General features: G+C 69.1%; 18 protein-coding genes. 10 read left to right on the forward strand and 8 right to left on the reverse strand.

The window, feature by feature from the left end; translation table 11 throughout:
* Window positions 1-50: 50 nt before the first annotated feature.
* Window positions 51-1,670, forward strand: coding sequence for a GMC oxidoreductase (locus SBI80_RS02835; RefSeq protein WP_318972902.1), 1,620 nt, complete (start codon window positions 51-53; stop codon window positions 1,668-1,670).
* A gap of 4 nt (window positions 1,671-1,674) precedes the next feature.
* Here SBI80_RS02835 and nei2 read toward each other — a convergent pair whose 3' ends face one another.
* Window positions 1,675-2,445 carry an endonuclease VIII Nei2 gene (nei2, locus tag SBI80_RS02840; RefSeq protein WP_318972903.1) on the reverse strand — a complete coding sequence of 257 codons (771 nt, stop codon included), beginning with the start codon at window positions 2,443-2,445 and terminating at the stop codon, window positions 1,675-1,677.
* Between the two features lie 206 nt (window positions 2,446-2,651).
* On the opposite strand from nei2, the gene SBI80_RS02845 reads away from it, so the two are divergent.
* The 8 genes from SBI80_RS02845 to SBI80_RS02880 are packed head-to-tail and all read left to right on the forward strand — an operon-like array spanning window position 2,652 to window position 10,111.
* Entirely contained in the window at window positions 2,652-3,173 is a 522-nt protein-coding gene (locus tag SBI80_RS02845; protein WP_318972904.1) for an MSMEG_0572/Sll0783 family nitrogen starvation response protein, read from the forward strand.
* A gap of 10 nt (window positions 3,174-3,183) precedes the next feature.
* Window positions 3,184-4,077, forward strand: coding sequence for a carbon-nitrogen hydrolase family protein (locus SBI80_RS02850; protein WP_318972905.1), 894 nt, complete (start codon window positions 3,184-3,186; stop codon window positions 4,075-4,077).
* A complete protein-coding gene (locus SBI80_RS02855; RefSeq protein ID WP_318972906.1) occupies window positions 4,070-4,369 on the forward strand; it encodes an MSMEG_0570 family nitrogen starvation response protein in 300 nt (99 codons plus the stop codon). Before SBI80_RS02850 ends, SBI80_RS02855 begins: the two co-directional genes overlap by 8 nt.
* Window positions 4,366-5,661, forward strand: a complete 1,296-nt coding sequence (locus tag SBI80_RS02860; RefSeq protein WP_318972907.1) for an MSMEG_0569 family flavin-dependent oxidoreductase — start codon at window positions 4,366-4,368, stop codon at window positions 5,659-5,661. Before SBI80_RS02855 ends, SBI80_RS02860 begins: the two co-directional genes overlap by 4 nt.
* A gap of 13 nt (window positions 5,662-5,674) precedes the next feature.
* Complete coding sequence (locus SBI80_RS02865; RefSeq protein ID WP_318972908.1) at window positions 5,675-6,733, forward strand: MSMEG_0568 family radical SAM protein; 1,059 nt, start codon at window positions 5,675-5,677, stop codon at window positions 6,731-6,733.
* The gene (locus SBI80_RS02870) at window positions 6,730-8,148 is read left to right on the forward strand and encodes an MSMEG_0567/sll0787 family protein (protein ID WP_413232617.1); all 1,419 of its coding nucleotides are present in this window, start codon (window positions 6,730-6,732) and stop codon (window positions 8,146-8,148) included. Before SBI80_RS02865 ends, SBI80_RS02870 begins: the two co-directional genes overlap by 4 nt.
* Before the next feature lie 26 nt (window positions 8,149-8,174).
* On the forward strand, window positions 8,175-9,014 hold the full coding sequence (locus tag SBI80_RS02875; RefSeq protein ID WP_318972909.1) for a carbon-nitrogen hydrolase family protein: 840 nt from the start codon (window positions 8,175-8,177) through the stop codon (window positions 9,012-9,014).
* 2 nt (window positions 9,015-9,016) lie between these two features.
* Window positions 9,017-10,111 carry an MSMEG_0565 family glycosyltransferase gene (locus SBI80_RS02880; protein ID WP_318972910.1) on the forward strand — a complete coding sequence of 365 codons (1,095 nt, stop codon included), beginning with the start codon at window positions 9,017-9,019 and terminating at the stop codon, window positions 10,109-10,111.
* A gap of 8 nt (window positions 10,112-10,119) precedes the next feature.
* Here the strand turns inward: SBI80_RS02880 and SBI80_RS02885 are convergent, their stop codons facing one another.
* The 6 genes from SBI80_RS02885 to SBI80_RS02910 all read right to left on the reverse strand — a co-directional run bounded on the left by SBI80_RS02885 (window position 10,120) and on the right by SBI80_RS02910 (window position 18,353).
* Window positions 10,120-11,085 carry an NAD(P)H-dependent flavin oxidoreductase gene (locus tag SBI80_RS02885; protein ID WP_318972911.1) on the reverse strand — a complete coding sequence of 322 codons (966 nt, stop codon included), beginning with the start codon at window positions 11,083-11,085 and terminating at the stop codon, window positions 10,120-10,122.
* A 19-nt stretch (window positions 11,086-11,104) separates the two neighbouring features.
* Window positions 11,105-11,596, reverse strand: a complete 492-nt coding sequence (locus tag SBI80_RS02890) for a DUF2834 domain-containing protein (protein WP_318972912.1) — start codon at window positions 11,594-11,596, stop codon at window positions 11,105-11,107.
* A gap of 48 nt (window positions 11,597-11,644) precedes the next feature.
* Entirely contained in the window at window positions 11,645-12,124 is a 480-nt protein-coding gene (hadC, locus tag SBI80_RS02895) for a (3R)-hydroxyacyl-ACP dehydratase subunit HadC (RefSeq protein WP_318972913.1), read from the reverse strand.
* Between the two features lie 123 nt (window positions 12,125-12,247).
* Window positions 12,248-16,798 carry an ATP-dependent helicase gene (locus SBI80_RS02900; protein WP_318972914.1) on the reverse strand — a complete coding sequence of 1,517 codons (4,551 nt, stop codon included), beginning with the start codon at window positions 16,796-16,798 and terminating at the stop codon, window positions 12,248-12,250.
* Between the two features lie 39 nt (window positions 16,799-16,837).
* Window positions 16,838-17,458: a TetR/AcrR family transcriptional regulator gene (locus SBI80_RS02905; protein WP_318972915.1), complete on the reverse strand. Its 621-nt coding sequence runs from the start codon at window positions 17,456-17,458 to the stop codon at window positions 16,838-16,840.
* A gap of 88 nt (window positions 17,459-17,546) precedes the next feature.
* Window positions 17,547-18,353 (reverse strand): SDR family oxidoreductase, encoded by an 807-nt coding sequence (locus tag SBI80_RS02910; RefSeq protein ID WP_318972916.1) that lies wholly within the window; start codon window positions 18,351-18,353, stop codon window positions 17,547-17,549.
* A gap of 82 nt (window positions 18,354-18,435) precedes the next feature.
* Here SBI80_RS02910 and SBI80_RS02915 point away from each other — a divergent pair, with 82 nt between their 5' ends.
* The gene (locus tag SBI80_RS02915) at window positions 18,436-19,578 is read left to right on the forward strand and encodes a CaiB/BaiF CoA transferase family protein (protein ID WP_318972917.1); all 1,143 of its coding nucleotides are present in this window, start codon (window positions 18,436-18,438) and stop codon (window positions 19,576-19,578) included.
* On the opposite strand, the gene htpG is transcribed toward SBI80_RS02915, so the two are convergent.
* Entirely contained in the window at window positions 19,575-21,488 is a 1,914-nt protein-coding gene (gene htpG / locus SBI80_RS02920) for a molecular chaperone HtpG (RefSeq protein WP_318972918.1), read from the reverse strand. The two genes, SBI80_RS02915 and htpG, sit on opposite strands and share 4 nt — an antisense overlap.
* Between the last annotated feature and the right edge of the window lie 16 nt (window positions 21,489-21,504).

A 21,504-nucleotide genomic window follows, 5' to 3' on the forward strand; every position in this document is an offset into this window, starting at 1 on the left:
ATGGCCGAGGCGGTTCAAGATTTCTCGTCCTCATTTGCCGGGCGCGGCGCGTGACCGTGCTGTCCCGGCGCCGTTTCCTCTACGGCACGGCGGCCGTCGCGGCAGCCGGCGCCGGAGCCGTGGCCTGCGGTTCGAGTCCCGATCGTCCGGCCGTTCAGCGTGAGCACCACACGGCGATCGTCGTCGGCAGCGGCTACGGCGGCGGAGTCTCGGCGCTGCGTCTCGCGCAGGCGGGCATCGACACGTTGCTCCTGGAGAAGGGCAGGCACTGGGATGCCCCGGACTCGGACGGCAAGCGCTTCTCCAGGATGTTGCCGCCCGACAATCGGGCCACGTGGTTCTCCGACGTGCCGCCATGCCTCATCCCGTCGTTCCAGGGCATCTCGATCGAGGACGTCGTCAAGAAGGTGCCGTCACCGCAACCGGTCCAGGCCGGCATCTGCGAGGAGGTCGCCCACGGTGCCCACACCGTCTTCCGCGGTCTCGGCGTCGGCGGGGGTTCACTGGTCAACGCGGCCATCGCGGCGGTGCCCACCACCGCACAGATCCGGGATGCCTTCCCCGACATCGACCCGGGCGAGTTCGTCGGCACCTACGTCCAGCGGGCCAGGGACATGTTGCGGATCAGCTACCGCGACATGGACTGGTTCGAGCAGACCCCGTGGTTCCAGTACGCGCGGACGGGTCGGCAGTATGCAGCGGCGGCCGGATACGGCGTCGACTACAACGGCAGCGCATACTCCTTCGACTACATGAAGCAGGAGGAGGCGGGCGCGGTGCCGCGGTCGGCCTTCGACCTCGAACAGCAGTACGGCAACAATTACGGGCGGATCGGCAGCGTCGATGCCACCTACGTCGCCGCGGCCCTGGCGACGGGCAAGGTGACCTTGTCTCCGCTGACCGAGGTGACCGGGATCCGTCGCGAACCCTCCGGTGAGTACGTGGTGTCGACCAAGACCATCGACCGGTGGGGCAAGGAGACCGGTCGGCGCGAGGTGGGCTGCGACAAGCTGTTCCTCAGTGCCGGGGTGCTCGGAACCAACACGATCCTCGTGCGGGCGCGGGAGACGGGTGCGCTGCCGAACCTCAGCGCGGAGATCGGCCGCGGTTACGGCAACAACGGTGACGTCATGGTCACCCACCACCTGCAGGAATCCGACCTTGCTGGCACCCAGCAGTCGATGCTCGGCATGATCAATCTCGACGGTCGTGACGATCCCGACAACCCGGTCTACGCGAGCATGTTCTCCATTCCGCTGCCTCAGGAGACCCACACGATCGGCTACTACGTGATGGTCAAGACCGGTGACCGGGCGGAGATGAAGTACGACCCGAGCTCCGGTGCGATCGACATCCTGTGGCCCCAGGACTACACCGACCACCTGGTGTCCCGAGCGCAACTGGTCTTCGACAAGGTGACTCAGGCCAACGGTGTCGACTATCGCGACGACGTGTTCGACGGAAAGGTGTTCGCCCCCAATACAGTTCACCCGCTCGGCGGGTGTGTTCGGGGTGTCGCCACCGACGCCTTCGGGCGGGTCACGGGTTACGACGACCTCTACGTCAACGACGCCTCGCTGCTGCCCGGTTACCTCGGGTGCAATCCGTTCATGTCGATCACCGCGCTGGCAGAACGCAACGTCGAGGCCATCCTGCAAGGCCGCAAGTGAGACACTACGTCTGGCAGTTCGGACACCAGAAGGAGATGCGCTCGGTGCCGGTCACCCGATCGCGGTCCGACTCGATCATGGTCCCGCACCGCCGGCACGGCCGCCCAACTCGGCCGTAGACCCAGAGGTCGCTTCCGGGTCTGGTATTTCCGGTCGTCGTGCGGTTGATTCGGGACCGATTGAGCCACAGCATGTCTCGGGCCCTCTGCACGACTCGAAGGGGATCCTTGACGCTGCTCACCGGTGCCGACGGCAGGCGGCCCAGCACGAAGCACAGCTCGTTGGCGTAGACGTTGCCGACGCCGGCCATCACCCGCTGGTCGAGCAGGGCCTCGGCCAGTGGCCGTTCGGGCTGGGTCGCCAGGTTGGCGGCCGCCGTCCGCGGCTCCCAGTCGTCGCCGAGCAGATCGGGGCCGAGGTGCGCGACGGTGTCCACGTCGGTGGCGCGAGGCAGGATCTCGAGCACGCCGAGGTCGACACCGGCGGCTCGAGTTTCGGCTGTTTCCAGGATGATTCGCACCTTGTGGGGTTGCACCCGGCGGATCTGGCCACCGATCAACCAGGCACCGTCCATCTTCAGATGCGAATGGATGCTCAGGTCGCCCGCGCGGATGAACAAGTGCTTGCCGCGACTTAGGACCTCGTCGACGACGTGCCCGGTGAGGTCGACCGTCGCGAACTTCGGTACCCGAACGTCGCAGCGGGTCAGCGTCCGGCCCAGCAGCGCGGCCCGCAGCTTGGCCGCCGTCCGGTAGACGGTGTCACCCTCGGGCATCCGTCCAACCTACCCGTCCGGTCGAAGTTACGCCCAGATGACGGCTGTGAGCCCCCGATAACCGAAACGTATTCCAGCGATGACCATTCGGAAACGCTCGGCTCCTGTAATGGGCATCAGCCGAACTCCTCGGTTCACCGGCAACGTCGCCGCATCCCACCGCACGCGCACCCCTCTCGACATCACCACGAAGGTTGGAGCCCACCATGTCATTCGACGATTCGATCGCCGAGAACATCAAGACCTCGCTGGCCGAGATCCCGCACCCCTCGCTACCCAAGGGGTCCAACATCTACGGCGGCACCAAGATCTTCCCCGACTACCAGGCGGAGGACGGCGAGAGCTACTTCACGCTGGTTCATGGCATCGCCCACGAATCGTCGGTCAGCTTCGTCGCGGTGCTGCAGGCCACCAGGGCGCTGCGCAAGGGCTTCGAATCGGCGATCTACTTCTACGGCCCCGGCGCCATCAACTGCCTGGCCACCAGGGGCTTCCCCAAGACCGGTGACTCCGGCTTCCCCGGTGAGCAGAACATCAACGATGCGCTCGGTACGTTCATCGGCGAGGGCGGCACGGTGTTCTGCTGCCGCTTCGGGCTGGCGCTGCACGGAGGCCGCGAGGAGGACCTGATCGAGGGCGTCATCCCTGCCCACCCGCTCGACGTCCAGGACGCCCTCATTCACTATGCGCGCAAGGGCGCGATCATCAACTCCACCTACATGGTCTAGGTGATCGACGATGACGAGACTTGCTGCCGTCGCGGCCAACTTCACCCGCGACCTGGAACAGAACTACGCGCTGATCGAGTCGCTGACCCAGCAGGCCCGCGACGAGGGCGTCGACTTCATGGTGCTGCCGGAGGCCGCGATCGGGGGTTACCTCTCCTCGCTGGGCAACCACGGTGACACGGTGAAGACCACCTCGACGTCGCTGCCACCGGCGATCCGCATCGACGGTCCCGAGATCGCCAGGGTGCAGCGCATCGTCGGTGATCTGGTGATCGCCATCGGCTTCTGCGAACTCGACGCCGACGGGGAGACCCGGTACAACGCCGCGGCCGTGCTGGACGGAGAGCGGATCTACGGCACGTACCGCAAGGTCCACCAGCCGCTCGGTGAGGGCATGTCCTATTCGGCAGGCTCCGGCTACGACGTGTTCGACACGCCCGTCGGGCGGGTCGGCCTGCAGATCTGCTACGACAAGGCCTTTCCCGAGGCCGCCCGCATCATGGCGCTCAAGGGCGCGCAGATCATCGCCAGCCTGTCGGCGTGGCCGGCCGCCCGCACCGCGACCGCGGAGAACCTGCAGGACGATCGCTGGACGTACCGCTTCAACCTCTTCGACGCGGCGCGCGCACTGGACAACCAGGTGTTCTGGATCGCCTCGAACCAGAGCGGCAGCTTTGGGTCGCTGCGCTACGTCGGCAACGCCAAGGTCGTCGACCCAGGTGGGAACACCTTGGCGACAACGCTTCTCGGCAGCGGCATGGCCGTGGCCGAAGTCGACGTGGACGCCACGTTCCGAGCGATGCGAGCGGGAATGTTCCACCTGCGCGACCGCAGGCCCGACGTCTACGGTCCGGTGGCCGACGCCGAGGGTGCACTTGCCTGGCGAGGTCTCGCACATGCCTGAGATGACCTTCGACGTGCAGTGGCCCGACGGCAGCGTGCTGCACTGCTACTCGCCGAGCCTGGTGATGCACGACTACCTCAGCATCGGCTCGGAGTACGCGAAAGCCGACTTCCTCGAGCGGGCGGGTGCCGCGCTGCAAGAGGCCAGCGAGCGAGTGCGGGCCAAGTTCGGTTTCGCCTGCTCGTCGGCCGCTTGGACGAAGGCCGAGATCGACTCGGCCGCAGCCCAATTCCAACCCGACGCCGTGATCCGCATCCTCGACATGCGCCCCGCCCCGGAGGTGACGTCATGACCGCCGACGCCGGACACGTCACCGTCGCCGTCATCGGCGGTGGCCAAGCCGGCCTCTCGGTCAGCTGGTACCTCGGGCAGGCGGGCATCGACCACGTCGTGCTGGAGGCGCAGACCCCGGTGCACGCCTGGGCCGACACCCGGTGGGACAACTTCACGCTGGTGACGCCCAACTGGCACTGCCGGCTGCCGGGGTACGAGTACGCAGGCGACGACCCGGACGGCTTCATGACCCGCGACGAGGTCGTGCAGTGGTTGGCGGGCTGGCTCGACACCTTCACCCCGCCCGTGCTGAACCACACCAGGGTGACGAGGCTGCGTCCCCTTGCCGCAGGTGGTTTCGAGCTCTCGCTGGAGACGGGGACCGGTGTGGGTACCGCAGTGCAGACACTGACGTGTGAGCACGCGGTGGTGGCCACCGGTGGCTATCCCATCCCGGTGGTGCCGCCGTTCGCCGGGGCACTCGACCCGTTCATCACCCAGCTGCACTCCGAGCAGTACCGCAATGCCGCCCAGCTGCCTGCGGGCGCGGTCCTGGTGGTCGGCACCGGGCAGTCCGGGGCGCAGATCGCCGAGGACCTGCACCTCGAAGGCCGGCAGGTGCACCTCGCCGTCGGCAGCGCACCCAGGGTCGCGCGGTTCTACCGGGGCCGCGACTGCATGACCTGGCTCGCCGACATGGGCCTCTACGACAAGGCGGCACCCGAATACCCCGGCGGCAAGGCGGCCATCGAGAAGACCAACCACTACGTCACCGGCCGCGACGGTGGACGCGACATCGACCTGCGCCGGTTCGCATCCGAGGGCATGCGGCTCTACGGCGCCCTGGGCGATGGCAGGGACGGCACGGTGGTCTTCGAACCGTCGCTGCACGAGGCCCTCGACAAGGCCGACTCGGTGTACAACTCGATCTGCGCCGACATCGACGCCTACATCGAGCGCGAGCGGATCGACGCCCCGCCGGCGACCCGCTACGTCCCGGTCTGGGAGCCCGACGGCGAGGTCACTTCGCTCGACCTGACCGCCGAGGGAGTCACCAGCATCGTCTGGGCCATCGGCTACCGGCCCGACTACCGGTGGATCGAGGCCAGTGCGTTCGACGGGGGTGGCCGGCCCATGCAGAACCGTGGCGTGACGAGCGTGGCGGGGCTGACGTTCATCGGGCTGCCGTGGATGCACACCTGGGGCTCCGGTCGGTTCCTCGGCATCGACCGCGACGCCAAACACATTGCCACGACGATCATCGACGATCTCCGTTCCCAGTCCGCGCCGCGCCTCGCCGTGGCCCGCTGAATCGAGAGAGCAGATGACCCCAATCTCCACCCGTGTCGACCTCACCCTGCTGGGCATCCGTGGCCGGCCACCGGTGAACCGCACTGCCGGAGCCGGCCCCAGTGCCGACGGACACCTGATGATCGACGGTCGCGCCGCGGCGATTCCACTCAACTCCGCGAGCCCGTTCGTCTTCGACGGCAACCGGGTGCTGCTCGACGGTGAGGATTCCGGCCTCGCGGTCGGGGTGATCGACCGGCCCCGGTTCTACGATCTCCGGACCGCCGAGGGGGTGACCTACGACCGTCTCGCTCGGCTGCACGGCCGAGACGTGTTGGCCACCACGGTCGTCCAGACGTGCGTCCGGTACGGCGTCGACCAGCGGTGCAGATTCTGCTCGATCGAGGAGTCCTTCCGGTCGGGCGCCACCACCGCCGTCAAGCGCCCACGGGAACTCGCCGAGGTCGCCGAGGCCGCGGTGCGGCTCGACGGCGTGCGGCACATGGTCATGACGACGGGAACGTCGGCCGGAACCGATCGCGGCGCACGGCATCTGGCGCGGTGCGTGCTCGCGGTCAAGGCAGCGGTGCCAGGGCTGCCGATTCAGGTGCAGTGCGAGCCGCCCGCCGACCTGGCCGTGCTGACCGAGCTGCGCGACGCCGGTGCCGACGCCATCGGCATCCACGTCGAGTCCCTCGACGACGAGGTCCGCCGCCGCTGGATGCCAGGCAAGGCGTCCGTACCCCTGGCGCAGTACCGCGAGGCCTGGCGCGAGGCGGTGCGCGTGTTCGGCCGCAACCAGGTCTCCACCTACCTCCTGGTCGGCCTGGGGGAGGATCCTGACGAATTGGTCACCGGGGCAACCGAACTCATCGCAATGGGGGTCTATCCGTTCGTGGTGCCGTTCCGGCCGCACCCTGGCACGCTGGCCGTGGACGTCGACGGAGCCAAGGCGCCGGATGCCGCCATCGTCGAGCGGGTCTCGCTTCAAGTGGCGGCAGCACTGCGGTCGGCGGGCATGGCCGGAGCCGATCAGAAGGCGGGCTGCGCGGCGTGCGGTGCCTGCGGAGTCTTGCAGAGCGTCGGGGGGTGAGCGCGGTGGAGCACCACGCCCTGTCGATCCTGGCGGGTACGCGCACCGAGGTCACCCCACCGGCGAAGTTCCTCATCCGCCGAGCCGAGACCGCGGCCGACCTGGCGGCTCATCGTCGGCTGCGCCACGACGCCTTCGTCCTCGACCAGGGCCTCTTCTCGGGCACCGACGGCGACGACGTCGACGACGACCCCCGCACCGTCGTGCTGGTCGCAGCGGCGACCGACGGCACCGTGCTCGGCGGCGTGCGGTTGGCACCGCGGTGCGATCCCGACCTCGGTTGGTGGGCCGGCAGCCGGCTGGTGACCGCACCAGGGGCGCGGCCGTCGGGCATCGGCGCCGCATTGATCCGCGCGGCGTGCGCGCACGCCGAGTCCGCGGGCGTGCTGCGCTTCGACGCCACCGTGCAGCGCCGGTTCGCGCCGCTGTTCACGGCACTCGGGTGGGAGGACCACGGTGACTGCCTGATCGCGGGGCACCCGCACGCGAGCATGCGCTGGCCCCTGCACGAGATGCAGCGTCTCACCGACGCCACCAAGTCGTTCCTCGGCGACGCGCTCGCCCCGCTGCGCAGCGTGCCCGGCGGGCTCGGTCCGGACGGTTTCGTGGGTGATGACGGCGTGCCGGTTCCCGGCAGCGATCTGGTCGCGGCGTGTGATGCAATCATCCCGTCCCTGGTGGAACGCGATCCGGAGTGGGCGGGGTGGTGTTCGGTGCTGGTCAACGTCAACGACCTGACCGCGATGGGTGCTGCGCCAACCGGGCTGCTGGACGCCGTCGGAGCGCCCACCCGTTCATTGCTGACCAGGATCGTGCGCGGCATCGCCAGAGCCTCGCAGGCCTGGCGGGTGCCCGTACTCGGCGGGCACACCCAGCTCGGGGTGCCGGCAGCACTGGCCGTGACCGCCTTCGGCAGGGCGGCACGGCCGATCCGCGCCGGTGGGGGCGCGGCGGGGGACACCCTGCGCCTGACCGCCGATCTGACCGGCAGCTGGCGCCCGGGACAGCATGGCAGACAATGGGATTCGAGTAGCACCCGTAGTCCGGACGATCTAGCCGAGCTGGCCACCCTGGTGGCGCGGATGGCCCCGCGGGCGGCCAAGGACGTCAGCATGGCCGGTGTCGTCGGCACCCTGGGCATGCTCGCCGAGGCCAGCGGAACGGGCGCCGAGCTGGACGTGGCCCGCATTCCCCGGCCGGCCGACGCCGACATGGCCGCATGGTTGACCTGCTTTCCCGGTTACGCCATGCTGACCGCCGACCGGGCGGCAGCGCCGCCGCCGCCCGCACCGCGGGGCGTGGACTCCGCGGAGTGCGGCCTGCTGACCGCCGAGCGCGGCGTGCGTCTGCGATGGCCCGACGGGGTGACCACGACCGCGGTCGCACCCGACGTGACGGGGCTGGGGACGGCCTGAATGCACGGGAGCGGAGCAACCGACGCATGACCCTCGTGACGATCGGCGCGATCGCGGCCCACTTCGGCCGCGATCTGGACCGTGGCGTCGCCAAGGTGGTCGGGATCATCGACGCGGCCGCGCGCGACGGCGTGCAGCTGCTGGTCTTCCCCGACGCCTGCCTCGGCGGTTACCTCGGCGACCTGCGCTCTCCCGATCTCGACGATCAGCCTCCCGCCCTGGATCCCGACGGTCCGGAGATCGCGGCCGTGATCGCCGCGGCGGGTCCGATGACCGTCTGCGTGGGGTACGCCGAGGAGGCGATCGGCGGCCGGTACAACGCCGCGATCTGCGTCACGGGTGACGGCGTGCTCGGCCACCACCGCAAGGTGCACCAGCCGGCCGGTGAGTCCCTGGCCTACCTCGCCGGTGACGCGTTCGCCGCCTTCGACACCCCGGTCGGTCGGCTCGGCATGCTCATCGACTACGACAAGACGTTCCCGGAGTCGGCCCGCGCCCTGGCCCTGGACGGCGCGCAGATCATCGCCGCGCTGTCGGCGTGGCCGGCCAGTGTCACCGACCGGGCGTCCCGGCTGCCCGCCGACCGGCAGGCCCGTCTGTTCGATCTCTACGACTGCGCCAGGGCCGCCGAGAACCAGGTCGTGGTCGTCTCGTCGAATCAAACCGGCGTCATGGGCGCGCTGCGATTCCTCGGCCAGGCCAAGATCGTCGGTCCCGGTGGCGACGTGCTTGCCAACACGGGCTCCAAGGGTGGCCTCGCCAAGGTCACCGTCGACGTCGATACCGAAATTGCCCGCGCCAGGAAGGTGCTGAATCACTTGGCCGAACGTCGGGTGGACGTCTACGGCAGCCCGGCGAGGAAGTGACCATGCGCGTTGCGCTGCTCACCTACTCCACGAAGCCGCGCGGTGGCGTGGTGCACACGCTGAATCTCGCCGAGGCGCTCGCGGAGTTGGGCGTCGACGTCACGGTCTGGTCGCTGGCGCGCCAAGGTGACCGCGGCTTCTTCCGCGACGTCGACCCGCGGGTGCGGGTGTCGCTCGTCGACTTCCCGGACTTCGGTGAGGAATCCGTGACCGACCGGATCGTGCGGTCGATCGCACTGTTGCGCCAGTCGTTCACGCCGGAGGCGTTCGACGTCGTGCACGCTCAGGACTGCATCAGCGCCAACGCCGTCGGTCCGTGCATCCGCACCATTCACCACCTCGACGAGTTCACCACTCCGGTGCTGGCGGAGTGCCACGAGAAGGCGGTGGTGGAGCCCTACGCCCGGATCTGCGTATCGGCGGCCGTGGCGGGCGAGGTGCGGGACGGGTGGGGTCTCGACCCGACGGTCATCCCGAACGGCGTTCGCGCCCAACGGTTCGTCGCCGCCGCATCCGATGATGCGCACGCGGTGGACCGGCGCGAAGCGTGGCGCGCGAGACTCGGGCGGTACGTCCTCGCGGTGGGCGGGATCGAGCCGCGCAAGGGCACCATCGACCTCGTCGAGGCCTATCACCTTCTGCGCCAACGCATCCCTGGCTTGAGCCTGGTGATCGCCGGCGGTGAGACGTTGTTCGACTACCGCGACTACCGGGCGGCGTTCGAACGCCGCTGCGTCGAGTTGGCGGTGGCACCGGTGATCCTCGGCGCGGTCGCCGACGACGAGCTGCCGAGCCTGGTCGCCGCCGCGGACGCGTTCGCCTTCCCGTCGACCAAGGAGGGGTTCGGCCTGGCGGCAATGGAGGCGCTCGCGGCGGGGCGACCCGTCGTCGCCCGCGACCTGCCGGTGCTTCGCGAGGTGTTCGGCGCCGCGGTGGCCTACGCCTCGACACCCGAGGCATTCGCCGAGGCACTGGTGGAGGCCGTGCAACGGGGCATCGACCCGCAGCGGGGACGTGCCCTGGCAAGCTCGTTGACGTGGGATCGCGCCGCGCGCCGGCACCTGGACTTCTACCGGGCCCACCCGATTCCCCGCTGACCGCCTCGTCAGGGCCGGAGCAGGCCGTGTGCCTCCTCGATTGCCGTGGCGGCCTCGGCGGCGATGCGCGCGACCAAGGCCCCCGCGTCCTCGACGTCACCGATCAGGTCGACGGCCTCGCCCGCCCACACCGGCAGGTAGTCGGGATCGCCGCGCAGAACGCCCGCCACGAAGTCGGCCTTTGCCGCGGCATCGAAGCGCAGGGCGTCCTCGCGGTCGTGCCAGTCGTCGGTCACGCGGTTGCGCAGCGTCCGCGCGGTGAAACGGTGCGGCCATGGCGAGTCCACGACGATGTCCAGCACCCGATCCCGGATCGTGTCGTCGGCCCTGGCGGCGACGATCCTCGCGCTCTCGGCGGTGCCAAGCAGCGCCTCCGTCGTCGCCTCGAAGCGCGTCCCGATCATCGCGCCGGCGGCGCCGAGCATCACGGCGGCCGCCAGCCCGCGACCGTCACCGATGCCACCCGCGGCGAGGACTGGCGTCCCGCCCGCCAGGTCGACGACGGCCGGCACGAACGGCAGGGTCGCGCGACCCTCACCGTGACCACCGGCCTCGGCGCCCTGGGCCACCACGACGTCCGCGCCGACGTCCAGGGCCCGGCGAGCGTCGTCGAGCGAGGTCACCTGCACCATCAGGGCGATGCCCGCCTCGCGGACCGCGGCGGCGAACGGGGTGGGGTCACCAAAGGACAGCATGATCGCCGCCGGTTGCTCGGCGATCGCGCGCTCGATGGTCACCGTGTCAGCCGCCCAGCTGAGTAGCCCGATGCCCCAAGGCCTTTCGGTGCCGTTCCTGGCGATACCGGCTTCGCGCGCCAGCCAGCCCGGCTCGCCGCTACCCGCACCGAGCAGGCCGAGGCCACCACCCGCGGAGACTGCGGTGGTCAGGCGTCCGCCCGCGACCCCGCCCATCGGCGCCAGCACGACCGGGTGGTCGATGCCGAACAGGTCGGTCAACGGTGTGCGCAGGCCCATGCGAGCACTCTAGGCAGCCTCAGGCGCGCATCGGTTCCCGCGCCTCGGTCAGCGCGTGGTGGCGGTGTTGGCGCTCGATGACCGCGAAGTAGAACGCGTAGGCGAAGGCGCAACTGGTGAACAGGCTGGACACGAAGAACAGCCAGGGCCGTCGAATGCCGCGCCGGCGCCCGTCGACGACGGTGAACAGGGGTAGCAGGACCACGTTGACGATCGTGTAGTCCTGGCTCGCCGACGCCGCCGCGGGGTTGGCGTAGCCCAGCGCGATGAACTGTTGCCAGCTGCCCGGGCCCCAGAAGGGATTGCCGCCGGGAACGGCGTAGTCGGCGACGAATCGGTGGTTGAAGTAGTAACCGAGCGCGATCGACGCGACCCCGACGACGTAGAACGCGATCTCCAGCGTCGAGAACGCCGCCCGGCCCGTCGGGCGAGCGAAGACCAGCGGATTGGCCCGCACGATCCAGACGACGACGAGGACTCCGAGAAGGGCATAGACGGTGAGCGAGACCATGGATCGAGTATGGAGCGCCCTCCACCCAGTTTTGTCACTTTTGCCGTTTCAGCGACCCGTCAGCCCGCCGATCGCCACGGTCTCGCCGGCCTGTTGGCCCATCAGCGTCGTGAACGCCTCGATGACGATCTCACCCGCGTCGTTGGTGCAGACATTCCTGGTCACCACGATGTCGGCGCCGAAGCGCTCGTCGACCGAATCGATCTCCAGTCGGGCCCACAGCTTGTCGCCGGCGTAGATCGGCTTGTGGTAGACGAACCGCTGGTCGACCTGCACGATGTTCATCGTCTCGATGCCGACGTCGACGCTGCGGAAGAAGTCCTGCTGGACCAGCAGGGCGTACACCGCGGTGAACGTCAGCGGCGCGACGAGGGCGGGGTGTCCCGCCTCGGCTGCGGGCTTCTCGTCGTAGTTGACGGCATCGGTCGACTGAACGGCCTTGGAGTACTCACGGATCTTCTCCCGGCCGACCACGAAGTAGTCCGGGTACACGTGCACCATGTTGCGAATGTCGGTCTTCAGTGCCACGAGGCACCTCCGACCCGGGGGGCTGGATCGAACACCTTCACGACAGTCCATTGAAGCAAAATGCTTAGCGGAGCTCATCTCGAGCGGCGGCACGGGCGTGCTGGCCTGGCCCGGAGTGGCTGCTCACCGCAGTCGAAGACCCCTCGGTGTTCGCGAGAAGCCGCTGCCGGTCAGGGCGTCCCGGACGACGTCGTGGTCGGGTCCGGCACCTGGATCCAACACGGGGATGCCGTTGATTCTCTCGACGACAAGGGACTGCAGACGTCCGGCGCCGACGAACTCGGCCAGTGCGGCCCCGGCGGCGCCGTGTGCCTCGGCGTCGGTCGCGAAGGACAGCAACGTACGGCCGCCGCGCTCGAGGAACCACGTCAGCTCGCCATCGACGAGCACCACCAGCGCGCCGGCCTTGCGTCCCGGGCGGTGTCCGCTCTCCGCTTCGGCGGGCCACCCCAGCGCGGCGCCGTACGGGTTGGCGGGATCGGTCGCCGCGAGCACCACGGCGTGGTAGTCGCGGGGCTGCTGGTCCAGACCGTCGAGGTAGGTGCGGAGGCGGTCGACGGTCGACGCGACGGCGAACTGTGCGCCGCCGAGGGACTCGACGAAGTAACCGCGCTGGCACCGCCCGGCATCCTCGAGGGCGGTCAGCACCTTGTACAGCATGGCGAACCCCCCGGGCACGCCCTCGGCCGCGCCCTTGGTGACCACGCCGTACCTGTTGAGCAGGAGCTCGGCGGTGAAGTGCGCCCTGATGGTCGAATCTGGTTCGGCGGCAGGCAATGCCGACCACCGGCCGGCGACGGTCGCGTCCGTGGTCCGGGTCTGCGCGTGCGCCACGCTGTAGCGGCTTAGCCGCGGCGGACGTTGACGCTGCCGGTGCGCCCCGCCACGTCGGCCCGATCCCGCAAGCAGGGCACGCAGCGGCGCGAAGGTGTCGCCGGTGATCCAGCCGGCCCAGATCAGCTCCCAGAGCGCATTCTTCACCGTCGCCGCGGCATCGCCGGCGCCCGCGGTCGCGGTGAGCTGTCGGAAGAAGTAGGCGCCACCGTGCTCGAGGGTGGCCATGATCTCGCGGTGCACGTCGGTGAACTCGATCTCGACCGGGGGGCTCAGCGTCAGCGGCGCCGTCTCCGCGGTGTGGAAGGCAATCCAGCCGTCGTTGGTGCTGATGGACCCGGCACCGGACCAGGTCACCTCACCCGAGGCGAGCAGCTCGTCGAGCATCGCGGGCTGGTAGTTGCGCACTCGCTGGCCGAACACCAGAGGTTCGATCGCCGACGCCGGAATCGGAACCCCGGCGAGCTGCTCGATCACCGCGGCCAGGCCGTCGACACCCGTGCTCTTGTCGATCCCCACCTGCTGCCAGGCGGGCAGGAATCTGGCGTATGCCGAGGTGCTGACCGGCTCGACCTGCGCGCGCAACGCGGCGAGCGAACGCCTGCGCAGGATCTTCAGAACGTCGGCGTCACACCACTGTTCGCCGTCGTCGCGGCCGAAGGCCGTCGGCGTGGCCTCGACGGTGAACTCACCGCGGATCAGCCGCCGGTCCACCGCCATCCGGCCCAGTACGTCGGCCGCCACCCGCAGGCCGAGGCCGAAGCGTTCGGCGGCGTCGCGGGTGGTGAACGGCCCGCGGGTGCGCGCGTATCGGCCGAGCAGCTCACCGAGGGGATCGGCCACCGTCTCGGTGAAACTGGCCGGAACGCCGACGGGCACCGCGATGCCGACCCCGTCGCGCAGCAGCCCCACGTCCTCGATGGCCGCCCACCACGTCGCACCGGCGAACGACACGGTCAGTGCGCGCCGCGCCGCGCGCAACCCCTCGAGCCAGCCGCCGACGTCGTCGGCGGTGGATCGGTCGGCCACCTCCTGCTCGGTGAGCGGACCGAGCAGCCGCAGTAGGTCCGCCACGCCCTCGGCGTCGCGCACCATCCGGTCCGGCGCCAGATGTTGCAGCTGCGCCACGGTCGAGGCGATGACCTTGGGGTCCAGGAGCTCTCGCAGCTCGACGCGACCGAGCAACTCGGCCAGCAGCGTGCTGTCCAGTGACAGGGCGGCCGCGCGGCGCTCGGCCAGCGGGCTGTCGCCCTCGTACATGAATGCGCCGACGTAGCCGAACAGCAGCGACGCCGCGAACGGCGACGGCGTGGGCGTCTCGACCTCGAGGATCCGAATGCGCCGCTGCGCAACGCGTTCCATCAACTCGCGCAGCATAGGTACGTCGTAGACGTCCTGCAGGCACTCACGCACCGTCTCCAGCACGATGGGGAAGTCCGGGTACTTGCGGGCGATGTCGAGCAGCTGTGCGGCCCGTTGCCGCTGATGCCACAGCGGCGACCGCTTGCCGGGGTGGCGCCGCGGCAGCAGCAGGGCCCGCGCCGCGCACTCCCTGAACCGGGAGGCGAACAGAGCCGAACCACCGACCTCGTCGGTGACGATGGGATCGATCTCGTCGGCGTCGAAGACGAACAACTCGGCACCGGGCGGGGTGTCCTCGGTGTCGGGCAGGCGCACGATGATGCCGTCGTCGGAGGCGGTCGGCTTCTCGTCGATGCCGTACCGGTCCCGCAGCCGCCGGGCCACCGCGAGCGCCAGCGGGCCATGCACGCGAAGTCCGTAGGGCGAGTGCAGGATCACCCGCCAGTCGCCCAGCTCGTCGCGGAAGCGCTCGACGATGAAGGTGGTGTCCGTCGGCACCGTGCCGGTGGCCTCGCGCTGGTCCGAGATCAGCTGCCAGAGATTGTCGGTGGCGAAGTCGTTGAACCCCATTGCGTTGCAACGTTCGTCGAATGCTTCCCGGGTCAGCCCGGACAGTATGCCGGTGAACTTGCCGATGGCAGCCCCCAGCTCGGCGGGCCTGCCGACACTGTCACCGCGCCAGAAGGGCAATCGGGCCGGCTGCCCTGGCGCGGGCAACACCAGGACGCGGTCATGGGTGATCTCGGTGATCCGCCAGCTGGTGGCACCGAGGGCGATTACGTCACCCGGCCGGGACTCGTAGACCATCTCCTCGTCGAGTTCACCCACCCGCGAGGGCTTGTCGGTTTCTGCCGAGGACGCCAGGTACACCGTGAACAGGCCACGGTCGGGGATCGCACCGCCAGAGGTCACCGCGAGCCGTTGGGCACCCGGTCTGGCTGTGAGCGTGCCCGCGTCGCGGTCGTACACCAGCCGCGGCCGCAATTCGGCGAACTCGGTGGACGGATACTTGCCGCTGAGCAGATCGAGGGTGGCTTCGAAGGCGCTGCGCGGCAGCGTCGCGAACGGCGCGCTGCGCCGGACCGCCTCGAACCAGCGGTCGGCGTCCAACGGCTCGAGGGCGGCGGCTGCCACGGTGTGCTGGGCCAGCACGTCGAGTGGGTTGGTGGGCACCTTCATCGTCTCGATCTCACCGGCGAGCATGCGCTGCACGGTCACGGCGCAGTCGATCAGGTCGGTGCGGTGCTTGGGGAACAGCACTCCCTGGGACACCTCGCCGACCTGGTGGCCCGCGCGGCCGATGCGCTGCAGCCCACTGGCCACCGACGGTGGGGACTCCACCTGGATGACCAGGTCCACGGCGCCCATGTCGATGCCGAGCTCGAGGCTCGACGTGGCGACGACCGCCTTGAGCCGACCCGTCTTGAGGTCGTCCTCGACCAGGGCGCGCTGCTCCTTGCTGATCGAACCGTGGTGCGCCTTGGCGAGCAGCGGCTCTGCCCCGAACGACTGACCGCTGCCCATCAGTTGCGCCGGAGATCCGCCGCCCACCTTGGGGTTTGGCGCATCGGGCAGCTCGTTTCCGGTGCGCTCGGCGTGAATCTCGTTGAGGCGAGCGGTGAGTCGCTCCGCCAGGCGCCGGGAATTGGCGAAGACGATCGACGAATGGTGCGACTCGATCAGGTCGACGATGCGTTCCTCTACGTCGGGCCAGATGGAGTTGTTCTCCAGGTTGGCCATGTCGGGCACCGGGACCTGCACCGACAGGTCGAACGTCTTCGCGGCCATGGGCGCCACGATGGTCGTCGGCGACTGGCCCGACAGGAACCTGGCCACCTCCTCGGGTGGGCGGACCGTGGCGGACAGGCCGATCCGCTGGGCGGGCTTCTCCATCAGCTGGTCGAGCCGTTCCAGCGACAGCGCGAGGTGCGCGCCGCGCTTGGTGGCCGCGACGGCGTGCACCTCGTCGACGATCACGGTGTCGACCTCGGCGAGCGTCTCCCTGGCCGCGGAGGTGAGCATGAGGAACAGCGACTCGGGGGTGGTGATGAGGACGTCGGGTGGCTTGGCGATCATCTCGCGGCGCCGATTGGCCGGGGTGTCGCCCGACCTGACGCCGACGGTGATGCTGGGCGCGGGGACCCCGCGACGCTCGGCGACCCGCCCGATACCCGTCAGTGGGGTGCTGAGGTTGCGTTCGACGTCGACGGCCAGCGCCTTCAACGGCGACACGTAGAGCACCCGGGTACCGGCACTGGCGGCCCGTGGCTCACCCGAGGCGAGGCGGTCGATTGCCCACAGGAACGCCGCCAGCGTCTTGCCCGACCCCGTCGGGGCGACGACCAGCGTGTTCTCGCCGTTGGCGATGGCCTCCCACGCCTCGGTCTGGGCGGCCGTCGGCGCGGCGAAGGTGCCCGTGAACCACTCCCGCGTCAGCTCGCTGAAGCGGGCCAGGGGTTCGGGCTTCTTCCGGGCCATTCAGCCATAGTGCCCGCACCCACCGACAAGCTCGCCAACTCAGTCGAAGGCGGGCAGGGCGGGCATGCGGGCTACGGCGTCCAGCAGCGCGTGGGCGCAGGTATCCGCGACGGCGCCCGCGTCGATCGACGGGTCGATGATCCGCTGCCGGCACATCTCGAACGTGAAGGCCAGCCAGCCATAGACCACGACCCGCAGATCGCGTTCGACGTTGGAGTCGAGCGGCTCGCCGACGGCGGCGGTGATGCGATCGATGATCCGGTTGGCCTGCCGATCGTTGTCCACGTCGTCGATGCCCCGCAGGACCGGGTCGGAGCGGCCCATGCCGATGTAGGCCGCCCAGGCTCCGTGCGGGTGGGCCTCGTCGTAGTCGAGGTAGGCCAGCACGCCGGCGCGCAGCTGCTCGAAGAGGGTGAGATCGGGGCGCGGGGGAGTGTTGGTGGCTTCGAACAACCGGTCGCCCTCGGCGCGGACGACGGCGGCGAAGAACGCGCGCTTGTCGGGGAAGTAGTGATACATCAGGGCCCGCGACACACCCGCGCGCTCGGCGATCTCGTCGATGCGCACCTCGTCGTAGGGTCGCTGCCCGAACACCTCGACTCCCAGTGCGAGCAACTCGCTGCGTCTGTCCTCTGGGGACAGCCTTCTGCGGTCGGCCACGTGGCGATTCTAGTTGACACCTGTCCAACAGCCGCGCCCCCGGTCGAGGGTGGGGAAGACGCACGCATCCCGCGCTGCGCCGTGGGGGCTATCCCAGGCTGTCTTGGTAGCGGCGCATGCCCGCGATCCACCGCTCGTAGTCCGCGCCCTTGCGCCGGTACATCTCCAGGACGGCGGGATGCGGAAGCACCAGGAAGCGGCCGTCGCGCACCGCCTCCACCGTGAGGGTGGCGACCGCCTCGGGTCCGATGACCTCACCGGCGTTGGCGACGGCGGCGCCGGCCATCCGCGCCGTCCGGTCGGTCGATCCGAGGATGCCGCTCAGCAGGGGCGTATCCACCCCCATCGGGCAGACGCATGACACGCCAATTCCATTGCCGCCGTAGGTGATGGACAACCATTCGGCGAAACCCACGGCGGCATGCTTGGTGACGGAGTAACCCGCTGCGCCGAGTTGGGTCAGCAATCCGGCCGCCGACGCCACGGCGACGAAGTGGCCCCGGCCGCGTCCGAGCCACTCCGGGACCAGGGCCTTGGCCGCCCGGACGTGGGCGCGAAGGTTCACGTCGATGACCGTGTCCCAGGCGCTCTCGTCGTCTCCGAGGCCGGGCGGGCCCATGATGCCCGCGTTGGCGACGAACACGTCGACGGGCCCGAATTCGTCACGCGCAGTGGAGATCAGCCCGGCGATACCCTCGCTCGAGGCGGCGTCGGCGACGGCCGCGGCGGCAGCACCGCCGGCGGCCCTGACGCGGGTGGCGGTCTCTTCGACTCCTGCCGCGTCGAGATCGCCCGCGACGACGGCCGCTCCGGCGGCTGCCAGCGCGACGGCGAGTTCCCTGCCGATTCCCGACCCGGCTCCGGTGATGATGGCCACGCTGCCCTCGATCTGCATGCCGCCATTCTTACAGTGCCCGCCGAGACGGGCGGGGGGCTCCGCCTTGGGTATGGTCGGGGCATGGTGGCAGAGGCGCTCCATGGATAGTGGCCCCCTCGCGGGAGTGCGCGTCGTCGACCTGACCGCCGTGGTGATGGGACCGTACTGCACCCAGATCATGGCCGACATGGGCGCCGACGTCGTCAAGGTCGAGCCGCCCGCCGGCGACAACGCCCGCTACATATCGGTCGGTCCGGCCTCCGGCATGAGCGGGGTGTTCGTCAACGTCAACCGCGGAAAGCGAAGCGTCGTACTCGATCTCGTCACCGAGGAAGGCAAGGCCGCGTTGCGCGGGCTCATCGCGGAGGCGGACGTCTTCATCCACTCGATGCGCGCCAGGGCGATCGCAAGGCTCGGATTCGGTTACGAAGACGTGGCCGCCGTCAACCCGGCGATCGTCTACACCAATTGCTACGGGTACGGCCGGCATGGGCCGGCGGCCGACCGGCCCGCCTACGACGACGTCATCCAGGCCCAGTCCGGTGTCGCAGCCGTCCAGGAAATGCCCACCGGTGAGGCGTCCTACGTCGGAACCATCGTGGCGGACAAGGTCGCCGGGCTCACGGCGCTGTACGCCACGACGATGGCGCTGTTCCATCGAGAACGTACCGGCGAGGGCCAGGAGGTCGAGGTCGCGATGTTCGAGACGATGGCCTCGTTCATGCTCGTGGAGCACGCCAACGGCGCGATGTTCGACCCGCCACAGGGCCCGGCGTTCTATCCCCGGACGGTGGCGCCGAATCGCAAGCCGTACCGCACCAAGGACGGCTACGTCGCGGTGCTGATCTACAACGACAAGCACTGGAACGCCTTCGTGCGGGCCGTCCAACCAGCCTGGAACCGCGACTCGTGGGCGACCATCGAGGAACGGTCGAAGCAGATCGACGTCGTCTACGGACTGATCGCCGAGACGCTGGCGGAACGGACCACCGCCGAGTGGCTGGAGCTGTTCGGCGAACTCGAGATTCCGGCCGCACGCATCCAGTCACCGGCCGACCTGTTCGACGACCCGCACCTCGACGCGGCCGGCTTCTTCGAGACCGTCGACACCGCGCACGGGCCGGTGCGCTTTCCCGGTGTGCCGACCTGGTTCTCGCGCACTCCCGGCCGGGTGGCGGGGCCGGCTCCCACTCTGGGGGCCGACACGGCCGAGGCGCTGGCCGAGGAGTGGCGGCGGGGCTAGACCGTCCGCGCCAACCGGTCCGCCAGCAGCGCCGCGAACCGCGCCGGATCGTCCAGGACGCCGCCTTCGGCGAGAAGTGCGGTGCCGTAAAGCAATTCGGCCGTCTCGGTGAGGCTCTCCGACGGTGCCGACTCGGCCAGTGCCCGACGCAGGCCGGTGACCAGCGGATGCTCGGGGTTGAGCTCGAGGATCCGCTTGCCGACCGGCACTTCCTGCCCGGACGCGCGGTACATTCGCGCCAGCTGCGGGGTGATCCCGAACGTGTCGGTGATCAGGCACGCAGGCGACGACGTCAACCGCGTCGACAACCGCACCTCCTTGACGTGCTCGTCGAGCGCCTGCTGCAACCAGGTCAGCAGCTCGGCGAAGTCGCCCTGGTCGGTCTCGTCCGCCGCGTCGGCCGCACCGAGATCCACCTCGCCCTTGGCCACCGACTGCAGAGCGTGGGAGTCGAACTCCGGCACCGACTCCACCCACACCTCGTCGACCGGGTCGGTCAGCAGCAGCACTTCGTAACCCTTGGCCTTGAACGCCTCGAGATGCGGTGAGCGCTCGAGGAGTTGCCGGGATTCGCCCGTCGCGTAGAAGATCCGGTCCTGGTCGTTCTTCATCCGTCCGACGTAGTCCGCGAGCGTGGTTGGCGCCGTGTCGCTGAAGGTCGAAGCAAACGACGACAGCCGAAGCAGGGTGTCGCGGTTGTCGCCGTCGGAGATCAAGCCCTCCTTGATGACGCGACCGAACTGTGTCCAGAACGTCTGGTAGTCGTCGGGACGGTTGGCCTGCAGATCCTTGATCGCCGACAGCACCTTCTTGGTGAGGCTGCGACGGATGACCTTGATCTGGCGGTCCTGCTGCAGGATCTCGCGAGAGACGTTCAGCGACATGTCCTGTGCATCGACGACACCCTTGACGAACCGCAGGTACTCCGGCATCAGCTCGTCGCAGTCGCCCATGATGAACACGCGCTTGACGTACAGCTGGACCCCGGCGTGCCCGTCGCGGTTGAACAGGTCGAACGGTGCCATCGAGGGAATGAACAACAGCGCCTGGTACTCGAAGGTGCCCTCGGCCTTCATCGCGATGACCTCGAGCGGCTCGTCCCAGGCATGCGCGATGTGCTTGTAGAACTGGGCGTACTCCTCGTCGGAGACCTCGCTCTTGGGCTTGGCCCACAGCGCGATCCGAGAGTTGATGGTCTCGGTCTCGACGGTCACCGTCGGCTCGCCGCCACCCTCGTCCGGCGGGACGGTCTTCTCGACCTCCATCCGGATCGGCCAGGAGATGAAGTCGGAATACTTCTTGACCAGTTCCCTGATCTTCCACGGCGACGTGTAGTCGTGCAGTTCGTCGTCGGCGTCCTCGGGCTTGAGGTGCAACGTCACCGAGGTGCCCTGGGGTGCATCGTCCACGGCGGCGATGGTGTAGGTGCCATCACCGTTGGATTCCCAACGCGTGCCCGAACTCTCGCCTGCCTTGCGCGTGAGCAGCTCGACGGTGTCGGCCACCATGAACGTGGAGTAGAACCCAATGCCGAACTGTCCGATCAACTCTTCGGTGTCGCCCGCCTGATTCGCCTCGCGCAACTTCTGGCGAAGCTCCCCGGTGCCGGACTTGGCGAGGGTGCCAATCAGTTCGACCACCTCGTCGCGCGTCATGCCGATGCCGTTGTCGCGGATCGTCAGCTTGCGCCCGGCCTCGTCGATCTCGATGTCGATGTGCAGATCCGACGTGTCGACGTCGAGTTCCTTGTTGCGGAATGCCTCGAGGCGGAGTTTGTCCAGCGCGTCGGACGCGTTGGAGACCAGCTCCCGCAGGAACGAGTCCTTGTTGGAGTAGATGGAATGGACCATCAGCTGCAGCAGCTGACGAGCTTCCGCCTGGAATTCCCTATGTTCGACCTGCTCGCTCACGCCGCCATCCTAAAAC

This window comes from Mycolicibacterium sichuanense (genome assembly GCF_033741125.1).
Taxonomy (GTDB): Bacteria; Actinomycetota; Actinomycetes; order Mycobacteriales; family Mycobacteriaceae; genus Mycobacterium.